Here is a 9096-nt window from a genome sequence, read left to right on the forward strand (position 1 = left end):
ATTAGTATGTTTATTTACTAATGCCAGTACGTATTTATGTAATATTTTATGCGACATTCTGAAGTGCGGAATATGGGATCGTAACTTTTTACGGCTAATGACGTGCATTATATCTTTTATTTTAGCTTTGTTAATTAATTGCAAGGTATTATACCAGCAATCAATGTCAAGCCTGGATTATATTAAAAAACAAGCAGTATTAAAGTATTTATTTTAGGTCACGGCGCCGTTCGCCTCGTCTAAATTTTAATTGTGGATTACTTTAGAAGCAACGTTTCGCCTTTAAACAAAGTTACGATTTTGACTTCGCTTTGTCTTTCATAACACATAGTAGTATATTTACCTTTAAATTATACCTCTGTGCCATGAGTGTCTCTGTGGTAAAGATTATTACTTAAATGCACAGGCAGGGATGCCTGTTCCACAAGAGATAGAAGCACTTTAAAACTTTTAATAACTAAATAGTTAAATAATAATGTAAATAAAATTTAACATTTGTGTGAGTATTTACTTTCTGATAATCTAAACTTTTGTAACGAAAAGTCTCAGTTTTTATATCGTTTTGTGTCAAACAAACGACAAATTCGGCTTTTGAGTCGCATTTTCTGATAAAAAATTCATATAGTGCCTCACGTAGCCGAATTAAGGAGAGCCAAAGGTTTGCTTATTGTAGCCATTGGAATTCCAGCAGAGAACACGCATATCTTAGGAGCTTCATTAGCATGTTCACTCACGTCAAGTCCACCATTCGTCATATTGCACCCGATGACTTGCGGGGACGGCATTTACTCAAGGTGGTCTATGTCGTGCTAGAGTCTCAGTATCAAAGTGCTTTATCTCAGGCTGTTCGGGAAATCAATGCAAACAACCCGAATTTAGCGATTGAGATAAGCGGATACTTGATTGAAGAACTCCGCGACGCAGAAAATTACGCGGACTTTAAGCGGGAGTTGGAAACCGCAAATATTTTTATAGCTTCATTAATTTTCATTGAAGATTTGGCGCAGAAGGTCGTCGAAGCTGTACAACCCATTCGAGACTCTTTGGATGTAGCGGTGGTTTTCCCATCGATGCCAGAAGTTATGCGTCTTAACAAGATGGGTAGCTTTTCGCTGGCACAGTTGGGACAATCCAAAAGCGCTATTGCCCAGTTTATGAGAAAGCGCAAGGAAAAATCTGGCGCCGGTTTCCAAGATGGGATGCTCAAGCTATTGCGGACACTGCCAAATGTGCTGAAGTACCTACCTATGGAGAAAGCACAAGACGCGCGCAACTTCATGCTCAGTTTTCAGTATTGGTTGGGTGGTTCTCCTGAGAACCTCGAAAACTTCCTGCTGATGCTGGTCGATAAATATGTATTTAAAAAAGACGTAGAGACGTTACATGTAACGTCTCTACAATACGAACAACCAGTTGTATATCCTGATATGGGAGTTTGGCACCCTCTGGCGCCTAACATGTATGAGGATGTACGTGAGTATCTCAACTGGTATAACAGTCGCAAAGATATTTCCAAAGATTTAAAAGACCCTCTTGCGCCATGTGTCGGTTTAGTATTGCAGCGTACCCACCTTGTTACAGGTGATGATGCTCACTATGTCGGAATGGTACAGGAGTTAGAATCACTCGGCGCCAGGGTTATACCTGTATTTGCTGGTGGTTTGGACTTTTCTAAGCCAGTTGATGCTTACTTCTACGAACCTACATCTAAGCAGGTACACGTAGACGCAATAATTTCTTTGACAGGATTTGCACTTGTTGGTGGACCAGCTAGACAAGACCACCCAAAAGCAATTGATTCGCTCAAGCGTCTCAATCGTCCGTATATGGTCGCTTTACCTTTGGTATTCCAAACTACCGAAGAATGGTTGGATAGTGATTTAGGATTGCACCCGATTCAAGTCGCGCTGCAAATTGCGATCCCTGAACTTGATGGCGCCATTGAACCGATTATTATGTCGGGACGTGATGGTACAACGGGTAAAGCTATTGCACTGCAAGACCGTATCGAAGCAATTGCTGGAAGGGCAATGAAATGGGCTAACCTGCGTAGAAAGCCGAAGTTAACCAAGAAAGTTGCTATTACTGTATTTAGTTTCCCACCAGATAAAGGTAACGTGGGTACTGCCGCTTACCTGGATGTGTTTGGTTCTATTTATGAGGTAATGAAAGGACTTCGTGATAACGGGTACGACGTGCAAGACTTACCCGAAGACCCGAAAGCTTTGTTAGAAGCAGTCATTCACGACGTACAAGCACAGTACAGCAGCCCTGAACTAAACGTAGCGTATCGGATGTCTGTTCCTGAATACGAGGAATTAACACCTTACTCGCAACGTTTGGAAGAAAACTGGGGCCCACCACCAGGACACCTTAACAGCGACGGACAAAATTTACTTGTTTACGGTAAGCACTTCGGTAACGTGTTTATCGGTGTACAGCCAACATTCGGTTACGAAGGTGACCCAATGCGGTTGTTATTCTCACGTTCCGCAAGTCCACACCACGGTTTTGCCGCATATTACACCTATTTAGAACAGGTTTGGGGCGCCGATGCAGTACTTCACTTTGGGACTCACGGTTCGTTAGAATTCATGCCTGGTAAGCAAATGGGTATGTCAGGTGATTGTTACCCAGATAATTTAATTGGTAACATTCCCAACCTGTATTACTACGCAGCGAATAATCCTAGCGAAGCGACAATTGCCAAACGTCGCGGTTACGCTGAAACAATTTCTTACCTAACTCCACCTGCTGAAAATGCTGGTTTGTACAAAGGTTTAAAAGAACTTAGTGAATTAATCGCTTCTTACCAAACCTTAAAAGACGGTGGTCGAGGTATCCCCATTGTTAACACCATCATGGATAAATGCCGGATAGTTAACTTGGATAAAGATATCGATTTGCCTGAAACCGATGCTAAAGATATGTCCCAGGATGAACGGGATAATATAGTTGGTATCGTTTACCGCAAGTTAATGGAAATCGAATCACGGTTATTACCTTGTGGGTTACATGTAATTGGTAAACCACCAAGTGCAGAAGAAGCAATAGCAACACTTGTAAATATTGCTAGCTTAGACCGTACTGAAGAAGAACTTCTTGGTTTACCCCGCATTATTGCCAATAGCATATATCGCGACTTAGAAGAAATTTATCGAAACAGCGATAAAGGTATTCTCAAAGATGTTGAGTTATTACAAAACATCACCTTGGCAATACGTGCGGCAGTTTCTGCACTTGTAAAAGCCCAAACCGATGCCGAAGGAAGAGTATCATTAATTTCCAAACTCAACTTCTTCAACATGGGCAAAAAGGAACCGTGGGTAGAAGCACTGCACAACTGCGGTTACACCAACGTAGATACCGATTCCATCAAGAAGTTATTTGAATATTTGGAATTCTGCCTCGAACAAGTTTGTGCAGATAAAGAACTTGCGGGATTATTACGTGGTTTAGAAGGTGAGTATATTCTACCTGGACCAGGTGGCGACCCCATCCGCAACCCAGATGTGTTACCCACAGGTAAAAATATCCACGCACTCGACCCGCAATCAATTCCCACCCAAGCCGCAGTACAATCAGCGAAAATCGTTGTTGATAGACTGCTCGCGCGTAACATGGCAGAAAACGACGGTAACTACCCTGAAACGATTGCCTGCGTACTTTGGGGAACAGATAACATCAAAACCTACGGGGAATCATTAGCACAAATCATGTGGATGGTTGGTGTACGACCCGTTCCCGATGCACTTGGTCGCGTTAACAAGTTAGAATTAATACCTTTATCTGAATTAGGGCGCCCACGTATCGACGTAGTAATCAACTGCTCAGGTGTATTCCGCGACTTGTTTATTAACCAAATGAACCTGCTTGATCAAGCCGTAAAAATGGCAGCAGAAGCAGACGAACCTTTGGAAATGAACTTCATTCGCAAACACGCAATGGCACAAGCGGAAGAAATGGGTATTAACCTGCGTCAAGCAGCAACGCGCGTATTCTCCAACGCTTCCGGTTCTTACTCATCAAATATTAACCTGGCGGTAGAAAATAGTTCATGGGATAGCGAAGCTGAGTTACAGGAAATGTATCTCAACCGCAAATCGTTTGCCTTCAGTGCAGACAACCCAGGAATGATGGAAAACTCCAGAAAGATATTTGAGCAAAGTCTCAAAACAGCTTCGGTAACATTCCAAAACCTCGACTCTTCGGAAATTTCTCTTACCGACGTATCCCACTACTACGACTCCGACCCAACCAAAGTTGTAGCTAGCTTGCGCGCGGATGGTAAAAAGCCAGCATCATACATGGCAGATACAACCACCGCAAACGCCCAAGTTCGCAGCTTATCAGAAACCGTAAGATTAGACAGCCGTACCAAATTACTTAACCCCAAATGGTACGAAGGAATGCTTGCTCACGGTTACGAAGGAGTACGCGAATTATCCAAACGGTTAGTTAATACTGTAGGATGGAGTGCAACAGCAGGCGCCGTCGATAACTGGATATATGAAGACGCAAACGAAACCTTCATGAACGACAAAGAAATGCAGGAACGTTTGCTCAACTTGAACCCTAACTCCTTCCGCAAAATGGTAACAACATTGTTGGAAGCCAACGGTCGTGGATATTGGGAAACCAGCGAAGAGAACCTAGAACGTCTCCGCGAGTTATACCAAGAAGTTGAAAACCGTATCGAGGGAATAGAATAAATCATCCTCTTGTGGAGCGGGCATCCCTGCCTGCCCCCAAAACCCATCCCACAACAATACTACAAGGGATAGAATACAAATCCCCCCCAACCCCCCTTAATAAGGGGGGCTAGAGCAGCATTTTCCCCCCTTAATAAGCTACCGTGTACACACAAATCCTTGGCATCGGAGGCAGGGGAGCATTGGATACAGAGGGAGGCTGGAAACGGGAGGAGTGAGGAAATTGAGGAACTATTCAAGCCAAATTTTAAATCAAATATGAAGCCAGCTTGCTTCATATTCTTCCTCCCTGCCCTACATCCGAAGCACCCGAAGCCCCCGAAGAACCTTTTTAAGACTTATGTGTACACCGTAGCCTTAATAAGGGGGGTCAGGGGGGAGCGATTTCGAGAAATTTTCTATCCCTTATAGTATTGCATCCCACAACAACTTAGGGATTTTTTAATTACAAGTCCCTTCAGCTAATTTGTTTAAGCAGGTAACTAAGATGAACGGCGCCTCATTACCCGCTTTTCAGCAGCAGGAATTGAGCCTTGATAAAATATGAATAGTGACTGGTGCCAATATATTTGTATTAAATATTAAATTATGATGACTTATAAGGGATACACAGCTAGTATCGAAGTTGATTTAGAAGCAGGAATTCTTTTCGGTAGGGTGTTAGACATCAAAGATGTTGTGACATTTAAAGCCAAGAATGTTGATGAAGGCTATGAAGAATTTAAAACATCAGTTGACGAATACCTAGATTTTTGTGAAGAATTAGGGCAAGAACCAGACAAACCTTTTTCTGGCAAGCTTCCTTTCCGCACAACCTCAGAAAATCATCGAAAAATATTTATTGCTGCCAAGAAAACAGGAAAAAGCATAAATTATTGGATGGATGAAGTTTTAAGTGATGCCGCTAACAAAGTAATAAACGTTTAATACCGATAATTCATAAATACAAAAATATTAAGACTAATTAAAAAGTATTATGGAAGCTCTAACAGTCGATATAAAATCAGTCATTGAACTGACAGACGAGCAGTTTTTCCAGCTATGTCAGGCAAATAAAGATTTGAGATTTGAACGCACCGCAACAGGAGAGTTAATTATCATGTCACCGGCAGGAGGAGAAACAGGAAATAGAAATGGCAGATTAACTCAACAATTATTTAATTGGTCTGATACAGATAATACAGGTATAGCATTTGACTCATCTACTGGATTTAAACTACCATCAGGCGCCGACCGTTCGCCCGATGCTTCTTGGGTAAAATTAGAACGTTGGAATGCACTAACACCTGAGCAGCAAACAAGATTTGTACCTCTTTGTCCTGATTTTGTAGTTGAGATACTTTCTCCCAGCGATAGTTTGAAAGCAACTCAAGAAAAAATGAAAGAGTATAGAGATAATGGCGCCAGTTTGGGTTGGTTAATAAATCGTAAGGCAAGGCAAGTAGAAATTTACCGCATTGGGCAAGAAGTTGAAGTTTTGGATAATCCTACTAGTTTATCGGGTGAAGATGTTCTACCTGGGTTTGTTTTGAATTTGGTAGCAATCTGGTAATAGCACAACCTCGCAAGCGCAAAATTACTCAACCCTAATGGTGCAAAGAAATACTTAGTTACGACGAAGGTGTACGCAAATTATTCAAACCTGGTAATACCAAATAATTTTATGGAAGCCCTAACAATAGATATACAATCAGTTATTGAACTGACAGACGAGCAATTTTTCCAGTTATGTCAGGCAAACAGAAACTTAAGGTTTGAAAGAACAGCTAGCGGGGAATTAGTTATAATGCCACCAGTCGGAGGAGAAAGCAGTAATCGTAATGCTTCATTAACGACTCAATTATGGATTTGGAATGAGCAAAGCCAACTAGGAATAGTATTTGATTCCTCTGGTGGTTTCCATTTACCTAACGGCGCCGACCGTTCCCCTGATGCTTCTTGGGTAAAATTAGAACGTTGGAATGCACTAACACCTGAACAGCAAACCAAATTTTTACCACTTTGCCCTGACTTTGTAATAGAGTTACTTTCTCCCAGTGATAGTTTGAAAGCAACTCAAGAAAAGATGAGAGAGTATAGAGATAATGGCGCGCGTTTGGGTTGGTTGATAAATCGTAAGACAAGGCAAGTAGAAATTTACCGTGTTGGGCAAGAAGTTGAAGTTTTAGAAAATCCTAGTAGTTTATCAGGTGAAAATGTTTTGCCTGGATTTGTTTTAAATTTGTCAGCTATTTGGTAAAAATCCTGGCAAATATAAACTCACCGCATTGGACAAAAAGTTGAGGTTTTATATAATCGTAATAGTTTCCTCAATATAGGAGTCTTACATGAATTGTAAAAAAGCTGGCTAGAAAAATTTACCCCAGAGACACAGAGAGCGCAGAATAAGAGGTAAGAGAGGTTTTTACAATTGATGAGCAAACTGCTATACTTATTTAGCGTAGGAGTATTGATTCTTCAAATCAGATGAAAACAAATGTTTATGCTCAACAATTAGAATTATTTCAACTAATTCAACCAACTAATATTAAGTTAGGTGCATCTAAATTTACTTTTGTAGACTTATTCGCTGGCATCGGTGGATTCAGAATTCCTCTTGAAGAATTAGGAGGAAAATGTTTAGCTTATTCAGAGATTGATAAAGAAGCAATTAAAACTTATCAAAAAAATTTTATTAATAATACAGAAGAAGTATTTCTAGGCGATATTACAAAATTTGAGAAATTACCATTTGATGAAATAGATGTATTAGTAGGTGGTGTACCTTGTCAACCTTGGTCTATTGCAGGAAAATTACTTGGTTTAGATGACCCTAGAGGTAAGCTTTGGTTTAATGTTTTTAAAATAGTGCAAAATAATCAGCCGAAATGCTTTATATTTGAAAATGTTAAAGGTTTGACAGAGCCTAGAAATAAAGCTAGTTTAAACCATATTATTACCAATCTTACACAAGCAGGTTATGTAGTGAAGTACCAGGTATTAAATTCTTATGACTTTGGTGTACCGCAAGATAGAGATAGAATATTTATTGTTGGTGTCAGAAATGATTTAGAAAATGCATGGAGTTTTACGTTTCCGCAACCCTTGGAAAATAAAATAAAACTTTATGATGTAATTCCTGGTATTCAACGTAACAATTTTACGAAAAAAAAGTTTGCTTCAAAAATTTTATTTGAAGATGGTAAAATACCAGCTTCGCGAGGTCGATTTCAAAGAATAGACGAACTCAACGATTTTTTTACGTTCGCTGATATTAGAGATGGACACACTACCGTTCACTCTTGGGATTTAATTGAAACTAGTATCAGAGAAAAGTTAATTTGTCAAACAATTTTAAGAAATAGAAGAAAAAAGCTTTATGGACCGAAGGATGGAAACCCATTAAGTTACCAAGTTCTAGAAAAGTTAGTTCCAAATTTAAAGCAAGAAGAACTTGATAGTTTGATTTCTAAAGAAATTCTGAGATTGGTTGAAGATATAGGATATGAATTTGTAAATTCTAAAATTTCTTCAGGCATTAACGGTATATCTAAGATTTTTTTACCTCATGCAGACGCTATCGCAACTTTAACAGCAACAGGAACTAGAGATTTTGTGGCAACAGTTTCTATTCAATGTCAAGAGCCAGAAATATTTAAACAAACGTTTATTAAAGAAATTTATCAGCCCAAAAAATTTAAACCTTTAACAGCTTATGATTATTCAAGATTACAAGGTTTTCCGGAATGGTTCAAAATTGCTGAAAATGAGTCTACAGCAAAACATCAATTTGGTAATGCTGTATCAGTACCTGTTGTTTATCATGTAGCAAAAGAATTACTAAAAATAATATGACAGCTATTAATGCAAATACACGAGCCTTAATTAAGGGATATTTAGAAGGATTTATTGAAGGTCTTATCAATACATATAAAGGTCGTGAGATTATTAAACCAGATAGCGCTGTAGAGTATTTATCGCGAACTTCACCGAAAGGACAATTAAAACCTTTTCAGGCAGCAATTATTCCACCAGAGATGATACGAATTAACGAGTTTGAGCGTGGTTTAAGCACAAAGTTAGGAAATTCATTTGAAGAATGTGCGCGTTTAATAGCGTTACAACATCATCAAGATGCACGTCGTAGTTATGATATTACAGCTGAAGTAAGTCTCGCAGCTTTCGCAGAAGCTGAACGACAGAAAGAATACTATGAATCTGCGGCAGAAAAAGGCAAATCTAAACCTTCTTTAGAAAAAATGATAACCGCAGTACTAAACGCTCAACGTACTGATGACTTGGAAACAAAGAAAGTTCGTGCGGATTTAAGTAAGTCGGCGCCAAAATTCCTAACTATGTAACGAAAAGTTAATAAGAGACGTTAGAGTTAAATTTTACACGCTGT

General features: G+C 39.6%; 6 protein-coding genes. All 6 read left to right on the plus strand.

The features are described 5' to 3' along the window. Positions 1–722: 722 nt before the first annotated feature. The 6 genes from DSM106972_RS50535 to DSM106972_RS50560 all read left to right on the plus strand — a co-directional run bounded on the left by DSM106972_RS50535 (position 723) and on the right by DSM106972_RS50560 (position 9052). Positions 723–4712: a magnesium chelatase subunit H gene (locus tag DSM106972_RS50535; protein WP_127087784.1), complete on the plus strand. Its 3990-nt coding sequence runs from the start codon at positions 723–725 to the stop codon at positions 4710–4712. Positions 4713–5303: 591 nt separating this feature from the next. Continuing rightward, positions 5304–5639: a type II toxin-antitoxin system HicB family antitoxin gene (locus DSM106972_RS50540; RefSeq protein WP_201800918.1), complete on the plus strand. Its 336-nt coding sequence runs from the start codon at positions 5304–5306 to the stop codon at positions 5637–5639. 49 nt (positions 5640–5688) lie between these two features. Then, positions 5689–6264, plus strand: coding sequence for a Uma2 family endonuclease (locus DSM106972_RS50545; RefSeq protein WP_127087786.1), 576 nt, complete (start codon positions 5689–5691; stop codon positions 6262–6264). A gap of 111 nt (positions 6265–6375) precedes the next feature. Further along, positions 6376–6951 (plus strand): Uma2 family endonuclease, encoded by a 576-nt coding sequence (locus tag DSM106972_RS50550; protein ID WP_127087787.1) that lies wholly within the window; start codon positions 6376–6378, stop codon positions 6949–6951. 227 nt (positions 6952–7178) lie between these two features. Continuing rightward, complete coding sequence (locus DSM106972_RS50555) at positions 7179–8546, plus strand: DNA cytosine methyltransferase (RefSeq protein ID WP_127087788.1); 1368 nt, start codon at positions 7179–7181, stop codon at positions 8544–8546. Further along, on the plus strand, positions 8543–9052 hold the full coding sequence (locus DSM106972_RS50560) for a TdeIII family type II restriction endonuclease (protein WP_127087789.1): 510 nt from the start codon (positions 8543–8545) through the stop codon (positions 9050–9052). Before DSM106972_RS50555 ends, DSM106972_RS50560 begins: the two co-directional genes overlap by 4 nt. Positions 9053–9096 lie beyond the last annotated feature (44 nt).

The organism is Dulcicalothrix desertica PCC 7102, assembly GCF_003991905.1.
GTDB classification, from domain to species: Bacteria; Cyanobacteriota; Cyanobacteriia; order Cyanobacteriales; family Nostocaceae; genus Dulcicalothrix; species Dulcicalothrix desertica.